The 17,933-nt window shown below is 63.3% G+C and carries 16 protein-coding genes; 9 read left to right on the top strand and 7 right to left on the bottom strand.

Annotated features, from left to right (window positions below):
- The 6 genes from acs to NH195_RS10620 form a co-directional block, all read right to left on the bottom strand.
- On the bottom strand, positions 1 to 1,895 hold a 1,895-nt coding region (acs, locus tag NH195_RS10645), incomplete at its 3' end, for an acetate--CoA ligase (protein ID WP_066706555.1).
- Positions 1,896 to 1,944: 49 nt separating this feature from the next.
- Positions 1,945 to 2,694, bottom strand: coding sequence for an ABC transporter ATP-binding protein (locus NH195_RS10640; RefSeq protein ID WP_066706553.1), 750 nt, complete (start codon positions 2,692 to 2,694; stop codon positions 1,945 to 1,947).
- A gap of 3 nt (positions 2,695 to 2,697) precedes the next feature.
- Entirely contained in the window at positions 2,698 to 3,459 is a 762-nt protein-coding gene (locus NH195_RS10635; protein WP_066706550.1) for an ABC transporter ATP-binding protein, read from the bottom strand.
- Positions 3,460 to 3,461: 2 nt separating this feature from the next.
- Positions 3,462 to 4,691, bottom strand: a complete 1,230-nt coding sequence (locus tag NH195_RS10630; protein ID WP_155846141.1) for a branched-chain amino acid ABC transporter permease — start codon at positions 4,689 to 4,691, stop codon at positions 3,462 to 3,464.
- A gap of 15 nt (positions 4,692 to 4,706) precedes the next feature.
- The gene (locus tag NH195_RS10625) at positions 4,707 to 5,738 is read right to left on the bottom strand and encodes a branched-chain amino acid ABC transporter permease (protein ID WP_066706543.1); all 1,032 of its coding nucleotides are present in this window, start codon (positions 5,736 to 5,738) and stop codon (positions 4,707 to 4,709) included.
- A gap of 198 nt (positions 5,739 to 5,936) precedes the next feature.
- Positions 5,937 to 7,277 (bottom strand): substrate-binding protein, encoded by a 1,341-nt coding sequence (locus tag NH195_RS10620; RefSeq protein WP_066706540.1) that lies wholly within the window; start codon positions 7,275 to 7,277, stop codon positions 5,937 to 5,939.
- Positions 7,278 to 7,730: 453 nt separating this feature from the next.
- Between NH195_RS10620 and NH195_RS10615 the strand changes: the two genes are divergently transcribed.
- Positions 7,731 to 9,086 carry a helix-turn-helix domain-containing protein gene (locus tag NH195_RS10615; protein ID WP_066706538.1) on the top strand — a complete coding sequence of 452 codons (1,356 nt, stop codon included), beginning with the start codon at positions 7,731 to 7,733 and terminating at the stop codon, positions 9,084 to 9,086.
- Positions 9,087 to 9,089: 3 nt separating this feature from the next.
- On the opposite strand, the gene NH195_RS10610 is transcribed toward NH195_RS10615, so the two are convergent.
- Positions 9,090 to 9,545, bottom strand: a complete 456-nt coding sequence (locus NH195_RS10610) for a hypothetical protein (protein ID WP_066706535.1) — start codon at positions 9,543 to 9,545, stop codon at positions 9,090 to 9,092.
- Between the two features lie 138 nt (positions 9,546 to 9,683).
- Between NH195_RS10610 and NH195_RS10605 the strand changes: the two genes are divergently transcribed.
- From NH195_RS10605 to NH195_RS10570, 8 genes are all read left to right on the top strand, one after another.
- Positions 9,684 to 10,082, top strand: a complete 399-nt coding sequence (locus NH195_RS10605; RefSeq protein WP_066706532.1) for a response regulator transcription factor — start codon at positions 9,684 to 9,686, stop codon at positions 10,080 to 10,082.
- Entirely contained in the window at positions 10,075 to 10,377 is a 303-nt protein-coding gene (locus NH195_RS10600) for a hypothetical protein (RefSeq protein WP_198403477.1), read from the top strand. Before NH195_RS10605 ends, NH195_RS10600 begins: the two co-directional genes overlap by 8 nt.
- On the top strand, positions 10,378 to 13,071 hold the full coding sequence (locus tag NH195_RS10595; RefSeq protein WP_066706529.1) for an ATP-binding protein: 2,694 nt from the start codon (positions 10,378 to 10,380) through the stop codon (positions 13,069 to 13,071). It begins immediately after the preceding gene.
- A 108-nt stretch (positions 13,072 to 13,179) separates the two neighbouring features.
- Positions 13,180 to 14,343 carry a FliM/FliN family flagellar motor switch protein gene (locus NH195_RS10590; RefSeq protein ID WP_066706526.1) on the top strand — a complete coding sequence of 388 codons (1,164 nt, stop codon included), beginning with the start codon at positions 13,180 to 13,182 and terminating at the stop codon, positions 14,341 to 14,343.
- A 152-nt stretch (positions 14,344 to 14,495) separates the two neighbouring features.
- Positions 14,496 to 14,831, top strand: a complete 336-nt coding sequence (locus NH195_RS10585; RefSeq protein ID WP_066706522.1) for a TraR/DksA family transcriptional regulator — start codon at positions 14,496 to 14,498, stop codon at positions 14,829 to 14,831.
- Between the two features lie 106 nt (positions 14,832 to 14,937).
- Complete coding sequence (locus NH195_RS10580; protein WP_066706520.1) at positions 14,938 to 15,135, top strand: hypothetical protein; 198 nt, start codon at positions 14,938 to 14,940, stop codon at positions 15,133 to 15,135.
- A gap of 36 nt (positions 15,136 to 15,171) precedes the next feature.
- On the top strand, positions 15,172 to 15,378 hold the full coding sequence (locus tag NH195_RS10575; RefSeq protein WP_066706518.1) for a hypothetical protein: 207 nt from the start codon (positions 15,172 to 15,174) through the stop codon (positions 15,376 to 15,378).
- A 190-nt stretch (positions 15,379 to 15,568) separates the two neighbouring features.
- On the top strand, positions 15,569 to 17,683 hold the full coding sequence (locus NH195_RS10570) for an enoyl-CoA hydratase-related protein (protein ID WP_081423881.1): 2,115 nt from the start codon (positions 15,569 to 15,571) through the stop codon (positions 17,681 to 17,683).
- Positions 17,684 to 17,933: the final 250 nt, after the last annotated feature.

The following is a 17,933-nucleotide window of genomic DNA, read 5'->3' as shown; positions in this document are numbered from 1 at the left end:
GCGAGGGTTGAGATGTCGCCGAGGGAGCCTGTGTCGTTCTCGGCGATTTTGCGCAGGATGCGGCGCATGATTTTGCCGGAGCGGGTCTTGGGCAGGCCCGGCGCCCATTGGATGAAGTCCGGTTTGGCGATCGGGCCGATTTCCGTGCGGACCCATTTCTCCAGTTCCGCACGCAGCGCGTCGGAGGGTTCGACGTCGTTCATCAGCGTCACATAGGCGTAGATGCCCTGGCCCTTGAGCTCGTGCGGCATGCCGACGACCGCCGCTTCGGCGACCTTGGCGTGGGCGACGAGGGCGCTTTCGACCTCGGCGGTGCCCATGCGGTGGCCCGACACGTTGATCACGTCGTCGACGCGGCCGGTGATCCAGTAATAGCCATCGGCATCGCGGCGGCAGCCGTCGCCGGAGAAGTAATAGCCTTTGTATTGCTGGAAATAGGTCTCTTGGAAGCGTTCGTGATCGCCCCAGACGGTGCGCATCTGGCCGGGCCAGGAGTCCTTGAGGCAGAGGACGCCTTCGGCCTCCGTCTCGGTCATTTCCTCGCCGGTGGTGGCATCCAGAATGACCGGTTGCACGCCGAAGAAGGGCAGGGTGGCGGAGCCCGGTTTGGTCGGGATCGCGCCCGGCAGCGGGGTCAGAAGATGCCCGCCGGTTTCGGTCTGCCACCAGGTGTCGACGATCGGGCAGTTCCCCTTGCCGACGACCTCGTTGTACCAGTTCCAGGCCTCCGGGTTGATCGGCTCACCGACGGAGCCCAGCACTTTGAGCGAGGAGAGGTCGTATTTCTCGACCCATTCGTTGCCCTGGCCCATGAGGGAGCGCAGCGCTGTGGGGGCGGTGTAGAATTGGTTGACCTTGTGCTTTTCGCAAACGGCCCAGAACCGGCCGGCGTCGGGGTAGGTCGGCACGCCTTCGAACATCACGGTGGTGGCGCCGTTGGCGAGCGGGCCGTAGACGATGTAGCTGTGGCCGGTGACCCAGCCGACATCGGCGGTGCACCAGAAGACGTCGCCGTCGTGGTAGTCGAAGACGTATTTATGGGTGAGTGCTGCATAGGCCAGATAGCCGCCTGAGCTGTGGACGACGCCTTTGGGTTTGCCGGTGGAGCCCGAGGTGTAGAGGATGAAGAGCGGGTCTTCGGCATTCATCGGGCGCGGCGGGCAATCGGGGCTGGCGTGTTCCATCAGGTATTTGACGTCGACATCGCGGCCCTGCACCCAGGAGATCTGATCGCCGGTGTGCTTGACGACGAGGCAGCGGACCTTGTCGGAACAGTGCAGCAGGGCGGCGTCGGTGTTGGCCTTCAAAGGCGTGCGACGGCCGCCGCGGGGTGCTGTGTCGGAGGTGATGACGAGTTTTGCGCCGCAATCGTTGATGCGGTTGGCGAGCGCGTCCGGGGAAAATCCTGCGAAAACAATGGAGTGGATCGCGCCGATGCGGGCACAGGCGAGCATGGCATAGGCGGCCTCGGGGATCATCGGCAGGTAGATCACAACCCGATCGCCGCGCATGACGCCTTGGCTCAGGAGCACGTTGGCCATGCGGTTCACCTTGTCGGAGAGCTCCTTGTAGGTGATGTGGCGGGCGGGTTCGTTGGGATCGTCGGGCTCGAAAATGATCGCGGTCTGCAAGGATTTGCGCGCAAGATGGCGGTCGATGCAGTTGGCAGAGACGTTCAGAACGCCGTCGGCGTACCATTTGATGTCGACGCGACCGAAATCGAAACAGGTCTTCTTCACCTGGGTGTAGGGTTCCATCCAGTCGAGGATCTTGCCCTGCTCGGCCCAGAAGGACACCGGATCCTCCACCGAGCGGCGGTACAGATCCTCGTAATCGGTGGTCGAGATCAGGGCGTCGGACGCGAAGGATTCAGAGGGCGGGTAAATGTCGGTCATAATGGCTCCTCCCAAAGCTGGCCCTCGCCGCTTTGGGAGGGGCATGTCATCAGATGGCGAGATATTCGGCTCTTAGCGCTTCATTCTCAAGCACTTCTTTAGCGCTACCATCATAAACCACCCGCCCGGTGTCGAGAATGACGGCGCGGTCGGCCAGATTGAGGGCGCGCACGGCGTTTTGTTCGACCAAGACGGTGGTGATGCCCTGCTCCTTGATGATGCGGAGCGTTTTCTCGATTTCGTCGACGATGACTGGGGCGAGGCCTTCGTATGGTTCATCCAAGAGCAGCACCTTGATGTCGCGGGCCAAAGCGCGGGCGATGGCGAGCATCTGTTGTTCGCCGCCCGAAAGCGTGACGCCCTCTTGCTTGCGGCGCTCTCGAAGGCGCGGGAAGAGATCGTAAAGCCGGTCGAGCGACCAGCCGACCGGTTCGACGATCTGCGCCAGTTGCAGGTTTTCCTCGACCGTGAGGCCGGGAATGATGCGGCGATCTTCGGGGACAAGCGCAATGCCTTTCACGGCGGCCTCATAGGAGGTCTTGGTGTGGAGGCGCTCGTGATCGAGCCAGATCTCGCCATGGGTGACCTGCGGACTGTCGAGACGCGCGAGGGCGCGGAGCGTCGAGGTTTTGCCCGCGCCGTTCCGGCCCAGAAGGGCAAGGATTTCGCCCTCGTGGATGTTAAAGGTGACACCCTGCACGATGTAGCTTTCGCCATAATAGGCATGCACGTCCCATGCGGAGAAAAACGCAGGCGCGTTCTGGGCGTGGTTGGCGTTGGGATTGAACTGTTCTGTCATGTCTTACACCTGCTGCGTTTCGCCAAGGTAGGCTTCTTTGACTTTCGGATTGCCCTTGATCATGTCGGGCGTGTCTTCCACGAGAGGCGTGCCTTGGGCCAGAACGGTGATGCGGTCGGCGAGCGAGAAGACCACATGCATGTCGTGTTCGATGATGGCGATGGTGATGTCGCGTTTTTCTTTGATTTCCTTGAGCAAAGCGATGGTGTTGTTGGTGTCGGCGCGGGCCATGCCGGCGGTGGGCTCATCGAGCAGAAGGAGTTTCGGCTCCTGCACCAGACACATGGCGATTTCCAACCGCCGCTTGTCGCCGCGGGACATGGAAGAGGCGATCATTTCGCGTTTCTCCAACATGCCGACGTCTTCGAGCATGGCCTCCGCCTTGGCGATCAGGTCGGTCTCGGCTTCCATGCTCTCTATGGCATGCATGCGAAATGCGCCGTCGCGCTTGGCGAAACAGGGGATCATCATATTTTCCATCACCGTGAGATCGCCGAAAATCTCCGGGGTCTGGAACACGCGGGAGATGCCCAATTGATTGATCTCATGCGGTTTCTTGCCCAACACGGACGTGCCCGCGAAGGTGACGGAGCCTTCGTCCGGGATGAGTTTGCCGACGAGGCAATTGAGGAGCGTGGATTTCCCGGCACCGTTCGGGCCGATGATGGCGTGAACGGTGTTTTCCTGCACCGAGAGGTTGACGTTGCCGAGGGCCTGAAGGCCGCCGAAACGCTTGCCGACGCCTTTGACTTCAAGAATTCCCATGTTCATTCTCCTGCAACGCGTTTGCCGGGGTCGGGGCGGTGCTCCGGGTCCGGATCATCGTATTTGTCGCGCTTCTGCGAGCCATTGCGGATGCGCGAGGCGAGACGTTTCAGCCCTTCGATCAGCCCGCCCGGAAGGAAGGTCACGACCAGCATGAAGGTCACGCCAAGGGTGAGGTGCCAGCCCTCGCCGGTGAAGCGCGCAAAGACCCAGATCACCACATCTTCTACACCGTCGGGCAGGAAGGAGAACCAATCGTGCAGCACGCCCTCGTTGATCTTGGAGAAGATGTTTTCGAGATATTTGATCACGCCTGCGCCAAGGACCGGCCCCATCAGCGTGCCTGCACCGCCGAGGATGGTCATGATGACGACTTCACCCGAGGCGGTCCAAAGCATCCGGTCGGCACCCGCCAGCGGGTCCATCGCGGCGAGCAACCCGCCCGCAAGTCCTGCGTACATGCCGGAGATCACGAAGGCCGCCAGAGTGTAGGGTTTCGGATCGAGCCCGGTGTAGGTCATACGTTGCTGGTTCGATTTCACCGCGCGGAGCATCATGCCGAAGGGCGAGCGGAACAGGCGGATCGCGACATAGAAGGCGAGGATCGCGATCACGGCGCAGAAATAGAAGCCGACATTGAAGGTGAAGACCCGTCCCAGAGCCTCGACTTTATAAGACGAATTCATCGCGAGACCGAAGATGTTGGTGACCGGAAGCGAGCTGCCCTGCTGCGCGCCGTCGAGGATGCGCGGGTCGTTCAGCGTGAGTTGCAGGCCCGTTTCGCCATTGGTCAAAGGCGTGAGGACGGAATAGGCCATCTTGTAACACATTTGCGCGAAGGCCAGCGTCAGGATGGAGAAATAGATGCCGGAGCGGCGGAGGCTGACGTATCCGATGGCGGCGGCGAAGAGGCCGGAGACGACCATTGCCAGAAGGATGCCGGGGATCACGTTCATCGTCAGCAGTTTGAACATCCAGACTGCGGCGTAAGAGCCGATGCCGAGGAAGGCGGCGTGGCCGAAGGACAGGTAGCCGGTCAGGCCGAAGAGGATGTTGAACCCCACCGCGAAGATGCCGAAAATGGCGATTTTCTGCATCAGGTCGGGGTAGCCGCCGTTGAATTGCGCAAGCTCCGAGCCCGCCGCGAAGGGCTGCAACAGGATCGGGGTGAAGAGCGTCAGGAAGACGACGATCAGGAGGAATTTTGTGTCTTTCGGGTTCAGCCCGAGGATGTTCTTTTTCATGGTTTACTCCTCCATCACGCCTTTGCGCCCCATCAGCCCGCGCGGGCGGGTCAGCAGGATGACGATGGCGACGACATAGATGATGATCTGGTCGATGCCGGGGATGATGTCCTTAATCCAGTTCATCGAGGCGAAGCTTTCGAGAATGCCCAAGAGGAAACCTGCGGCGACGGCGCCCGGCAGCGACCCCATGCCGCCCACGACCACGACGACGAAGGAGAGCACGAGAAAATCCATGCCCATGTGATAGTTGGGCGAGAGGATCGGCGCGTACATCACGCCCGCCATGCCCGCGACGGCGGCGGCGAGGCCGAACATGAGGGTGAAGCGCCGGTCGATGTTGATGCCCAGAAGGCCGACGGTCTCGCGATCCGCCATGCCGGCGCGCACGACCATGCCGAAGGTGGTGAATTGCAGGAAGGAAAACACCGCGCCGATGACCACGGCGGCGAAGCCGAAATAGATCAGACGCCAATAGGGGTAGATGATCAGGTTCGGGTCGAAGCCCAGAAGCGCGCCGAAATCGAAGCTGCCTTTGAACGCATCGGGGGCGGGGGTGGAGATCGGGTTGGCGCCGTAGACATACTTGATCACCTCTTGCAACACGATGGCGAGGCCGAAGGTGACGAGGATCTGATCGGCGTGGGGGCGTTTGTAGAAATGCTTGATCAGCCCGCGCTCCATGATGAAGCCGACGGCGATCATAATCGGGATCGAGAACAGGATCGCCAGAGGCACCGACCAGTCGATGAGCGCATGGCCGAAATCGGGGCCGAACCACGCCTCGACATAGGGAGTTTTGACCTTGAGCGGGTTGCCGAGGAAGTCGGTGCGCGTGGGGTCGACGGTCTCGAACGACAGGTTCAAAAGACGCGACAGCGTCACGGCGCAGAAGGCCCCGATCATGAAGAGCGCGCCATGGGCGAAATTCACCACGCCCAGAGTGCCGAAAATCAGGGTCAGCCCCAGCGCGATGAGCGCATAGGCCGAGCCCTTGTCCAGCCCGTTGAGCAATTGCAAGAGGATGGTTTCCATGGACGTGCCGTCCTTCCCTGTGTCCTGTGTGGGTCCCCGGCGGGCAAAGCTTTCCCGATTCCGCGCACGGGCTGGGAGACGGAAGACCCGCAGTTTTTATGAGGGGGGTGGGGGCTGCCGCTTTGCGGTTCAGCCCCCAGTGAGGTGGCCAGTGAGCTGGCCTGTGAAGTGGGGATTGATCCCCGTGCGCGGAACGGTTTAACCCGCGTTGCACTCACCCAGAGCGCCGCCCGCGAACATCGGGTGATCCGGCGCATAGGTGACCTGGGCGGCGGGGGTGATCTCGACCACTTCGAGAAGGTCGAATTCCGAGGTCGGGTTTTCCTTGCCGCGCACCACGAGTACGTCTTTGAAGCACTGGTGATCCTCGGCGCGGTAGAGCGTCGGCCCGTTGCCCAGACCGTCGAACTCATAGCCTTCGAGTGCTTCGACGACGGCACAGGGGTTGAACGATCCGGCGCGGGCGACGGCATCGGCATAGAGAAGCGTCTGCACATAGCAGGTGTGCGCGGCCTGCGACGGCGGGAAGCCGTATTTCGTGCCGAAGCTCTTCACAAAGGCCTGCGAGCCCTCATCGGTCAAAGACCAGTGCCAGTTGGTCGAGCCAAGGATGCCCTTGATATTCTCGCCCGCGCCGCGCGCCATCAGACGCGAGAACAGCGGCACGACGATCTCGAATTGCTTGCCGTTGACCATCTTGTCGCGCAGGCCGAATTGCACCGCGTTGGTGAGCGAGTTGACCATATCGCCGCCATAATGGTTCAGGATCAGCACATCGGCATCGGTTTGCAGCACCGGCGTGATGTAGGACGAGAAATCGCCCGCGCCGAGCGGTGTGCGAACTTTGTTCACAGTCTGCCAACCGAGCGCCTCGGTGGCCGCCGCGATGCTCTCCTCCTGCGTCCAGCCCCAAGTGTAATCGGCGGTCAGGTGATAGGCCTTGCGATCCGTGCCATAACGCGCCGCGAGCACGGGGGCCAAGGCCGCGCCGGACATATAGGCGTTAAAGAAGTGACGGAACCCATTGGCTTTTTTGTCCTTGCCGGTGGTGTCGTTGGAATGCGTCAGACCGGCCATGAAGATCACGCCCGCTTCCTGACACAGGCCCTGCACGGCGACGGCCACGCCCGAAGACGAGCCGCCGGTGATCATCACCGCGCCGTCTTTCTCGATCATGGATTTCGCCGAGGCGCGCGCCGCGTCGGATTTGGTCTGGGTGTCGCCGGTGACATAGTCGACCTTCTTGCCGAGGATGCCGTTGCCCTCAAGCGCCTTGGAGCTGAAGGTGTTCAGCATACCACCGTCGCCCTCGCCATTCAGATGTTCGACCGCGAGCTGATAGGCGCGCAGCTCGTCGGCACCCTCGTCGGCATAGGGGCCGGATTGCGGCACGTTGAACCCGAGCGTCACTGTGCCGCCCATCGGTTCGTTGGTAAAGGCATAGGCGCCGGAGGTGAACATCGTCGGCAGCGCGAGACCCGCGCCCGCCACGGCGCCGGATTTCAAAACGCGGCGGCGCGTCAGATCGGTTTTGGTCATTGAAAACTCCTCCCTGAGTTTTTTGCCCGAGGTTTTTGGGCCCGAGCTTAATGGCCTGAGTGTTTCGGATATGATGTGGCCTGGTTTTTGCTGGCCTTGTCCGGTGATCGGCGCATCGCCCGGAGGTCCTCCCCGATCACCGGGCGATGCACGAAACCCGTTTTCTGGTCCGTGGTTTGCGGACGGCACCCGGCGCAGCGGGTATGTAAACGGGATGGGGGTATTATTGAGGGTGGATCGAAAACCGGGCAACAAGTGGCTTGGAAACAATGATTTTTTTGTTAAGAATTACACAATGTATTTGCATACAATGTAAAACCGTTTTCCCGCAGGCGCAAAAGAGCGGTGTTTGCGGGCGCGGCAGTGAGCTGAAATCGCGACGAGATTTCATGACGCAGGTGAAAACGCCACGGCCAGAGGCGGGAGCGCTCTGGCGAGAGCTTCGGGGGGATTATGCCACGCACAGCGCTGACAGGCACACGTATTCGCGAAAGGCGCACGCTTGAGGGGCTGAAACAGGCCGATCTGGCGCGCACGGTGGGCATCTCGCCCGCATATCTCAACCTGATCGAACACAACCGGCGCAGAATCGGCGGCAAGCTTCTGGTCGATCTGGCGCGTGCGCTGGGGGTTGAGCCGTCGGTTCTGACCGAAGGGGCGGATTTGCCCTTGATGGAGGGGTTGCAGGACGCGGCGAGCAATGCGGTTTTACGGGCGCGTCCGGACATCTCTCGGGCGCGGCGGGCGGCGGCGGAACCGGAGGCGGAACGAGCTGAGGAATTCGCCGGGCGGTTTCCCGGCTGGGCCGAACTGGTGGTGGCGCAGCGCGACCGGATCACCGCACTGGAGCGGCGGATCGAGGCGCTGAACGATCGCTTGGCACATGACCCGTTTCTCTCCGACAGCCTGCATGAGGTGCTCTCGACCGTGACGGCGATCCGTTCGACGGCAGGGATTCTGAATGGCATGGGCGAGATCGACCCGGACTGGCAGGCGCGGTTTCACCGCAACCTCTATGAGGACAGCCAGCGCCTTGCGCAGGGCTCGCAGGCGCTGGTGTCCTATCTCGACAGCGTCGGGCAATCGGAGGATACGCTGAGTTCGCCGCTCGAAGAGGTCGAGGCCTGGCTCGCGGCACGGGATTTCGCCCTGCCGGAGCTGGAGCGCGGTATGATGCCGGAGCTGACCGGCGAGGGCGGGCTGCGCTCGGCTCCGGCGCGGCAACTGGCGCGCAAATGGGTGCTCAGGGCGCGGGCGGAGGCGGAGAAAATGCCGCTGTCGATGGTCGAGGCGCTGATCTCGGAGCATGGCCCGGACCCGGCGGCGCTGGCGCAACTCGCGGGAGTAGATTTGGCCGCGGCGATGCGGCGTCTGGCGAGCCTTCCGGCGTTCGAGAACCGGGTGCCGACCGGGCTTGCGATCTGCGACGGCTCGGGGGCGCTGACTTACCGCAAACCGCTGGACGGGTTCGCGCCGCCGCGTTTCGGGGCGGCCTGTCCGCTCTGGCCCTTGTATCAGGCGCTTCTGCGCCCGATGGTGCCGATCCGCCGGGTGGTCGAGCAACAGGGCCAGCCCGCGCGGCGCTTCCTGGCTTATGCCATCGCCCAGCCGCAGCGCGCTGAGAGCTTCGAAGCTCCCGAGGTGGTGGAGGCGACGATGCTGTTCATCCCGCTCGACCGTCTCGACGTCACCCCGCGCGAGGCGGAGGTCTTGGGCGTCGGCACATCCTGTCGGGTCTGCGCACGAATGAACTGCCCGGCGCGGCGCGAGCCTTCGATGGTCCTGGAGGAGCCGGAGGAGGGGCTGTGAGCCTCAGGAGCGGGGCGGGTTCGGTGGGACGAGAAAGCGCGACACAAGACTGTCGGTGATCAGCGCAAGCGACAGCACAAGGGTCGCCTTGCCACTGAAAAGCAGGATGTCAAGGGCGTCGGCATCTTCGCCGTAAAGACGGGTGTTGCGCAAAGCCTCTGTTCCGACCGAGGTGACCGCAATGCCGATCAGGCCCAAGGCGATGATATGGAGGAGGATTTCGATGAGCGTGAGCCGTTTGCCGGACCGGAAAATCCGGACAAGCAAGGGCAGGATAAAGAAGAGGGGAAACGCCAGATACTCGTCCTGACCCGCCATTGAGCCGGTGCTGTCTTTGAAATACGCGATCGTTCCATTGGAGCGGATGTGGGAGACAAGGCTGTCCACGCCGAGCATGCTCCCGAGCATGAGGCCACCCATCAAAAGAAACGCGGAAGAGAGCAAGGGGCGCAGGATCATGGCTGGACCATCCCGCGCAGAACGGGGCGCGTCAAGCGAGATGTAAACTCCGAAATGGCGCGTGAATTATCAAATTTTTGACAGAGACGCGACAAATCGCCATAAGGTGCGACACGCGAGGGGGAGAAGAGGGCAATCATGGGCAAGCGCGTGCTCCTGATCGAGGACGAACCGAACATCATCGAAGCGATCCGGTTTATCCTGTCGCGCGATGGCTGGACGGTAGAGACCCATGCCGATGGGGCAACGGCCGTGGAGGCCGTGGGGCGCAAGCGTCCGGATGTGGTGATCCTCGATGTGATGCTGCCCAACAAATCCGGTTTCGACATCCTGCGCGACCTGCGCGCGGATGCCGACCATGCCGCCCGCCCGATCCTCATGCTCACCGCGCGCGGCCAGAAAAAGGACCGCGACATGGCGGAAGCTGCGGGCGTGTCGTATTTCATGACCAAGCCGTTTTCCAATTCCGAGATGCTCGAAACCGTGCGCCGTCTGGCGGGCACCTCTGATGAAGCCTCCGGTGAGGGGCATGGCTGAGCGGCGCGGGCCGCTTTATCTTGCGCGGGCGTCTTACCGGCGGCGGCGGCTGATTGATGCGCTGCGCCTCTTGCCGTTTCTGATGTTCGGGCTCTGGCTTTTGCCGCTTCTCTGGGGCGGCGAGGGTACGGACCAGCCGGTCGGCGCGGGGGCGCGAGCCTTTCTGCATGTCTTCGTGGTCTGGGCGCTGGGGCTTGTGGCGGCGGCTTTGCTCACCCGACGGCTATCGCAGGGCGAGGCCGCGGCGGAGCGTGTGGCGGCGCAGAAAGGCCCGGATGCGGAGGGCGGGCGCTAGATGCTGCGGTTCAACATTCTCGTCCTCGCCTGTCTGAGCTATGCGACGCTTTTGTTCGTTGTGGCCTTCTGGGCCGAGAAACGCGCCGAAGCGGGGCGTTTGGGCTGGCTGCGCTCGCCGATGATCTACACGCTGTCGCTGTCGATCTATTGCACCGCATGGACGTTTTACGGCGCGGTGGGCTATGCGGTGCGCTCGGGGCTTGAGTTCGTGACGATCTATCTCGGCCCGTCGCTGATGATGATCGGCTGGTGGTGGATCCTGCGCAAACTGGTGCGCATCGGACGGGTGCAGCGGATCACCTCGGTCGCCGACCTGATTTCCTCGCGCTACGGCAAGTCGACCACCCTGGGCGTGCTGGTGACACTTTTGGCTGTCATTGGCACGACGCCTTATATTGCGCTCCAGTTGCAATCCGTGGCGCTGTCCTTTGCGGTGTTCGGGGTCAATGACCCGTCGGGTGCGGTGCTGCCCGATCTCGACAAGACGGCGCTTTGGGTGGCGGTCGGGCTGGCGGTGTTCACGGCGCTGTTCGGCACGCGCAATCTCGATGCCAACGAGCGCCACCACGGGGTGGTGACCGCCATCGCGCTCGAGGCGGTGGTGAAGTTTTTCGCCCTCGTGGCGGTGGGCGTGTTTGTCGTCTGGGGCTTGGGCGACGGGATCGGCGATCTGATGGCGAAGATCGACGCCTCGCCGGTGGCGCAGCATCCGATCCAGGGCACGCGCTGGATCGCGCTCACCATGTTGTCGGCGGCGGCGCTTCTGACCCTGCCGCGGATGTTTCAGGTGCTGGTGGTGGAGAATTCGGACGAAAGCCACCTGTTCACCGCCGGCTGGGCCTTTCCGCTCTATCTCTTCGGCATGTCGCTTTTCGTGATCCCGATCGCGGTGGTGGGGCTCGAGGTGCTGCCCGCAGGCTCGAACCCCGACATGTTCGTCCTCACCCTGCCGCTCCATGCCGATCACCGGCTGCTGGCGACGCTGTCCTTTCTCGGCGGGTTCTCCTCGGCCACCTCCATGGTGATCGTGGCGGCCATCGCGCTTTCGACCATGGTGTCGAACCACATCGTCATGCCGATCTGGCTCTCGGCGCAGGGCAAGGGCGGTGCGACCGTGTCGGGCGATGTGCGCCGCGTCGTGCTCTATGCCCGCCGCCTGTCGATCTTTGGCGTTCTGGTGCTGGGCTATCTCTATTTCCATTTCTCCGGCGGATCGGAGGCGCTGGCCTCCATCGGCATGATTTCCTTTACCGGCGTGGCGCAGGTCCTGCCCGCGATGCTGGGCGGCATCTTCTGGCGGGGGGCGACGCGGTTGGGGGCGATCCTCGGTGTCGTAACGGGGTTCGTCGTCTGGGCTTACACCATGTTCCTGCCGTCCTTCGGGGCCGCCGCCGGGTTCACGCCGGAGCTTTTGGAGCACGGGCCGCTGGGCCTGACGCTTCTGCGTCCGCAGGCGTTGTTCGGCGTCACCGGGGTCGATCCGGTGGTGCATGCGGTGAGCTGGTCTCTGGCGCTCAACACGCTGCTGTTTCTGCTGGGCTCGCTGTTCTCCTTCCCGCGGCCCGTCGAACGCTTGCAAGGCGCGCAATTCGTCAATGTCTTCGAGCATTCCGGCTCGACGCGCAGTTGGTCGCATGGCTTTGCCGAGGCGGAGGATTTGCTGGTCATGGCGCAGCGTATCCTCGGCCCGTCTGAGGCGCAGGCGCTGTTTCAATCCGAGGCGCTCGCGCAGGGCAAGGAGGGCTATCTGCCCGACACCACGCCAGAATTCATCGAACGGCTGGAGCGCGAGCTGGCCGGGTCGGTGGGCGCCGCGACGGCGCATGCGATGCTGGGCCAGATCGCGGGGGGCGTGGTCGTCTCCGTCGAGGACCTGATGGCGGTGGCCGACGAGACGGCGCAGATGATGGAATATTCCTCCCAGCTTGAGCTGAAATCCGAAGAACTGAGCCGCACCGCGCGCAAGCTCCGCGAAGCCAACGAGAAACTGACCGCGCTGTCGATCCAGAAGGACGCCTTCCTGAGCCAGATCAGCCACGAGCTGCGCACGCCGATGACCTCGGTCCGGGCGTTCTCCGAAATCCTGCGGGATGGGGGCGCTGCGGGCGATCTCGATGCGGCAAGCCTTGAGCGGTTCTCGACGATCATCCATGATGAGGCTCAGCGGCTGACCCGTCTGCTCGACGATCTTCTCGATCTGTCGGTGCTGGAAAACGGGCAGGTAAGCCTAAACTGGGCGCGTGACAACCTGCATGACGTGATATCAAAGGCGGTGAACGCCAGTGCGGAGGGCCGCACGATGGCGATCCGGCGCAACGAGATCGCCGAACATATTGCCATCGAGACTGACCCGGACCGGTTGGCGCAGGTGTTCATCAACCTGATCGCCAATGCCCGAAAATATTGCGATGCGCCGACCCCGGAACTTCGGATCGAGACCCGGCGATTGGGCCGCGACCGTCTGGAGATCGACTTCATCGACAACGGTTCGGGGATTCCGAAGGACAAGCAGGCGGTGATTTTCGAGAAATTCTCCCGCCTCACCGATCACGCCAAGGCGGGCGGTGCGGGGCTTGGCCTTGCGATCTGCCGCGAGATCGTCGCCAATCTCGGCGGCACCATCGCCTATTTGCCGGGGCAAGGGGGAGCTGCGTTCCGCATCACCCTGCCACGGGTGCGTGCGCGCGGCTAAGTCGGAGGATTGGCGGAAAAAATCCGTCCGGCTTCAATGATTTGTTTACTTTGAGCATGGAAAAAGGACGGGAGAGTCCGAGCGAGTTGAGCGAGATCGTCCGTCCCCATGTCCGATGCCGACATCATTTCTGCGATGCGCCGCAAGGCGGGCGTCGGTCGCCCGCCGCCGGACGTCCAACCCTTGTCGCCCGCCAAGGCACTTCGGATCGCGGCGGCCAAGGCGGCGGAGGACACCATCGGGCTGGTGCTTCAGGTGCTTGAGGTCAGCGAGGAGAAAAGCGCGATTTCCCGCCTGCCGGGGGAGGTGCCCGAACATGCGCTCCTGTCGCTTCTGGAGGGGCCGGAGAACGCCTACGGGCTTGCCATCTTCGACCGGAATACCGTCGCGGCCATTGTCGAACAGCAGACGGTGGGGCGGGTCCTGTCGCTCGCGCCGGAGGTACGCCCGCCGACCGCCACCGATTCCGTCATGTGTGCGCCGCTCTGCGACCGGATGCTGCGGCTGTTTGAGGCGCAATTGGCCGAGTTGCCCGATCCGCCTGCGGTGGCGGGCTATCACACCGCCGCCCAGTTGCGCGAGGCGCGTTCCATCGCCATCGCCTTTGACGACGTGCCTTACCGGCTCTACCGGCTGAAACTGCTTTTGGGCCGCGAGGGGCGGGAAGGGGAGATTCTTTTGATCTTTCCGCATATGCCGGTTGCCAGCGGTCCGGCGCATGGCGCGGGGCATGATTTCGGCGCGGCCTTTCAGGAGGCGGTGAGGAGGACGGAGGCGCGGCTCGACACGGTGTTGCACCGGGTGTCCCTGACGCTCTCCGATGTGGCGGGGCTTCAGGAGGGGATGATGATCCCGATCCCGCGTGAGACGCTGTCGCGTGTCGAATTGCGCGCGGGGGAGCGGTTGATCAGCCGCGCACGGCTCGGCCAGATCAACGGCAAACGCGCGCTTCGGGTGGTGCTTGCGACCGAGGATGACGATGCGCTCGAAGCGGAGCTGTCCTCGAGCGGCGGCTTCGACATGGCAGCACTTGGCGGGGAGGGTTTTCCGGCGCTGTCCGGCGGCATGCAGGGAGAGATGGGGATGGAAGGGGATCTGCCCGCGCTCGGTGACCTTCCGGCGATGGGCGAGCTTCCCCCGCTTGGCGATCTCCCGCCCCTGGAGGATATGGCGGGGGATTCAGTGGGCGGTTTTCCGGCGGTGGACGGTCTGCCGCCGCTCGGCGACGGTGAGGGCTTTCCGACGATGGGGGAACTTCCGGCGCTGGAATGAGCCGCCGGGCGCATGGCCGCGGGGCCGCTTGCCTGAGCTTGCGTGAGACGGCATGATCCGGTTTCATGTGGGGAAACCGTGATTTCTGTTGATGTGAATCAAGGCCTGCGTGACGCTTTGGGAGGATGCTCGTTGTCCAAGGAGGAGCCGCGATGATCGACCTTGTTCAAAGAAAAGCGCAATTGCTGGAGCGCAAAACCGAGCTGACCCGGCGTCTCGAAGAGATCGACGCCGAGTTGGATGCGCATCAGTCGAAGGACTGGGAGGAACTGGCCACCGAACGCGAAGGCGACGAGGTGCTCGAAGGCATGGGGGCGCAGGGCAAGGCGGAGATCGTGATGATCAACGCGGCGCTCGAACGCATCGACGAGGGCGAATACGGCTATTGCGCCGTCTGCGGCGATGAAATCAGCGCCGAACGTCTGGATGTGCTCCCTTATACGCCGATGTGCCGCGACTGTGCCGCGCGGGTGGCGAAGCCGCATTGAAAAGGGCCGGTTGGGGCGTTTGGGAATAGGCTGCAAAGCAAGGCAGGAAACTCAGACAAGACAAGTCGGCCGGGAGAGCGATGGGACATGGATCAGGGAGGTTGAAATGACCCGTGTGACGAAGACCGAAGAAGAAATCGACAAGATCGTCGACGATCTGGTGAAGGATGAGGACACCGCCAACGCCTTGAAGGAAAAGCTGCATGACAGCTTCGAGGCCCAGGAGGCCCAGTTCCTCCATGAGGTGTCCGATCCGGCGGACGACGACGATGCGGATGATATGTGGGACAATATGCCGGTCTGATCCGGTTTGCGTGTCACGGGATGAAAGGATAGGGCCATGGCCTTTGAAGCGCTGAAAGCACAGGTCTACATGATCCTCGACGAGATCGCCGCCCGTCCGGCGGATCGCCACATCCTGCAGGAAAACCTGCGTGAGAAACTGGCCGAACTGTCGGCGCTCGGTTTGCCGCTGCCGGAGGATCTGGTGCGGCTGGAGGCCGAGTTGGAAGACCGTTCCGCCGACGATCTCTATCCCAAGGGCTGAAATCCCGGAGTGATGCGGGTTTTGCACCCGGGGCCGGGCCGGAAATCCGCGGTCTGAGGGTCTGTCGTCTTGCCAAGGCGGAGGTGTCGCCGCATGATGTGGAAAACCTGTGGATAACTTGCGCGTGGGCCTTTCGGGTACTTTGAAAGGCGCGAATGCGGGGCAAGTCGCAGGTTGTGCGGGGGCGCGGATGAGTGAGGCTGTGGGGCAGGCGCGAAAATACATGACGGAAGCGACGCAGGGCCGAGGATCGGAGAGTGTCGAGACGCCGCTTGTGCAGAGCCGCCGGGAGGGGCGGCTTGCGCTCCTGTGCCTCTCGTCGCCGCCGGTCAACACGTTGACGCCTGAGCTGCGCCGTGCCCTGCTTGCGGCGTTTGAGGCGGCGGAGAGCGCCCCGGAAGTGCAGGCCATTGTGTTGATGGCGGAGGGCACGTCGTTCTGCACCGGGTTTCCGGCGGATACTCTGGCGGCGGAGGAGCCTGCGCCCAGTCTCAACACAGTTTGCGACCGGATTGAAGCCTGCTCGAAACCGGTGATCGCGGCACTGCATGGCAGTACGCTGGAGGCGGGTTTCGCGCTTGCGCTGGCGGCGCATTATCGGGTGATCGGGCGCCGCTCCCGCCTCGGTGCGCCGGAGATCACTCTGGGGTTGGTGCCCACGGGCGGGGTGACACAGCGCCTGCCGCGGCTGGTCGGACCGGGTGTGGCACTCGAAATCCTGCTCTCCGGGCGGCCGGTGCCCGCGCCTCAGGCGCTCAAGCTGGGGCTGGTCGATGAGATGGCCGACAGCAAAAGCCCCGCCGAGGCGGCAATCGCCCTGGCTGAGCGGTTTCTGGTCGGAGAGCGCGGGCCGCGTCCGACGCGGGCGATTGCGCGGGGGCTCCGGGACGGCGAGGCCTACATGAAGGAGATCGCGGCACGGCGCGCGGAAATCAAGGGAGCACGGATCGCGGCGCCGGCGCGGATCGTCGATTGCGTCGAGGCGGCGCTGATCCTGCCGTTCGAGGCCGGAGTGGCGCGCGAAAGCGTGGCGCGGGCCGATTGTTTCGACAGCGAAGAGGCCAAGGCGCTGCGCCATGCCTATTTCTCCGAACGCCGTGCGGCGCGGCTCGATGGTGTCGAGGGGCTGCGCCCGGCGGAGATCGGGGAGCTCGGCCTCGTGGGCACCGGGTCTCTGGCGCTGGGCATCGCGGTCACGGCGCTCGATCACGGGCTCAAGGTGCGCCTGCTGGGCAGTGCCGCCGATCAATTGGTGGTGGCGGAACAGCGGATCACCACGGCCTATACCCGCGCCGAGCAACAGGGGCAGATCACCGCCGAGGTGCGGCGGGAACGGTTGGCGCAGTTCACCGCGACGACGCGCACGGACAGCCTGTCCGGGGCGGGGCTTGTGATCGAGGCGAGCGCGGCCTCGACAGAGGCGCGGGCGCGGCTTCTGGCCCGGCTCGAGGAGTTCCTGCCGGAAGATTGCGTGCTGGCGACCGTGGCGGATCACGGCTTTGCGCAGATGGCGCGCGATCTGGCTCATCCGGAGCGTTTTCTCGGGTTGCATTTCTGTGCGCCGTCGCAGGCGATCCGCGTCGTCGAACTGGCCTTGCGGGATGACGTGTCGAAGCAGGCGCTGGTGACGGCGCATGGCTTTGTGAAGCGGCTGGGCAAGGTGCCGGTGACGTTACGTGCCCGCGACGGGCTGATCGCCAATCGGGTGCAGGAGGCAGTCTGGGCGGCGGTGGATGTGCTTTTGCTCATGGGCGTGCGCCCGGCGCGAATCGATCGGGTGATGCGCGAGTACGGCTTTCCGGCGGGGCCCTGCGAGACCATGGATGCGCTGGGACTCGATCATATGCGCGGCGCGGTGGCGCAGTTTTTCGCCACCGAGGGCCGCCGGGGCAAAGAAGCCGGGCAGGGATTCTACGATTACGCCAGCGGGCAGGGGCCCGATGACACGGTGGCGGAGGCGATCCTTGCCGATCTGCGCGCCCAGGGCGGTGTGCCCGAACTCGAACTCAGCGACCGCGATATTTCCGAACGCCTTCTTTTGGCGGCGGCCAACGCAGGCGCGCGGCTGTTGCAGGCGGGCGTGGTGATGCGCCCGGTGGATATCGACGTGGTGATGATGCTCGCCAAGGGCTATCCGCGTTATCACGGCGGGCCGATGAAGGCGGCGGATCTGATGGGGATTTTTCAGGCGGAAAAACGTCTGAAAAGTTTTGCGGCTGCGGCGCCGGACATCTGGGAGCCTGCGACACTTTGGCATGAATTGTCCAAGAATGGCGACAATTTCGAGAAGCTGAATCTTCTCTGAGGCTTGCCACATAGGTTTTTCAGGTTTTTTCGCGGATTTTCGCGATTTTTTCGACCGGGACTTCCCCGATCTTTTCTGCATTTTTCCCAAGAAAATGCGGGTTTTCGCTGCGTCTGCACAGGCGTCAATACCAGAGTGAAATACCCTGTTGATCGAGATCAAGGTTCCGAGTCGCCCGCTCCCTTAGACAGGTACTCGAGCGCAGGACCTGTTCGTCAGCAGTCAGACACAGCCTCCTGCATTCCTCCCG

Source organism: Celeribacter ethanolicus (assembly GCF_001550095.1).
GTDB lineage: Bacteria > Pseudomonadota > Alphaproteobacteria > Rhodobacterales > Rhodobacteraceae > Celeribacter > Celeribacter ethanolicus.
The sequence above is the reverse complement of the archived record's forward strand: the minus strand, read 5'-3'. Positions and strand labels throughout refer to the sequence as shown.